Here is a 672-nt window from a genome sequence, read left to right as displayed (position 1 = left end):
GTATTCCAAAATCTTCGTTCAGATTCATTTGGGGTCAAGCCGCCATTATAACTATGGGGCCTTATCTCACTGTAATATCCGACTACATAATGGATCACTGCATGTTTAGCAGCTTCAAACGAATCGTATCCTGTCGTTGGCATCCACTCTGATTTAAAGCTTCTGAAAAATCGCTCCATTGGCGCGTTATCCCAACAATTTCCTCGACGGCTCATACTTTGTTTAATTCTATATCGCCACAATCGCTGCCTGAACTTCTTACTCGTATAATGACAGCCTTGATCGGAGTGAAACATAACACCTTTTGGTCTTCCACGAGACTCAAATGCCATCATAAGAGCTTTACATGTTAGCTCTGAATCTGGCGAGTTAGACATTGCCCAACCAATTGGTTTTCTTGAAAACAAATCGATAACCACTGCCAAATATGACCAACGCTTTCCAGTCCAAATATAGGTAACATCCCCACACCAAACTAAGTTAGGCTCAGTCACTGCAAATTGCCTATCGAGGTGATTGGGTGTGTCAATGTGCTCACCACCACCTTTTTTATAGGCGTGTTTAGCGTGTTGACAACTGACCAATTCCAGCTTTTTCATCAGTTTAGCAGCCCGATATCGGCTTAAGGGAAATTCTCGTTCGGTAGCTATACTTGCAATGGTTCTAGCTCCG

At 43.0% G+C, this 672-nt stretch carries 1 protein-coding gene; it reads right to left on the bottom strand.

The window, feature by feature from the left end; genetic code table 11:
* The coding region (locus L2748_RS24280; protein ID WP_220783690.1) for an IS3 family transposase at window positions 1–672 on the bottom strand (672 nt) is incomplete at both ends.

It is taken from the genome of Shewanella sairae, assembly GCF_023283535.1.
In the GTDB taxonomy this organism is placed as follows: domain Bacteria; phylum Pseudomonadota; class Gammaproteobacteria; order Enterobacterales; family Shewanellaceae; genus Shewanella; species Shewanella sairae.
The sequence above is the reverse complement of the archived record's forward strand: the minus strand, read 5'-3'. Positions and strand labels throughout refer to the sequence as shown.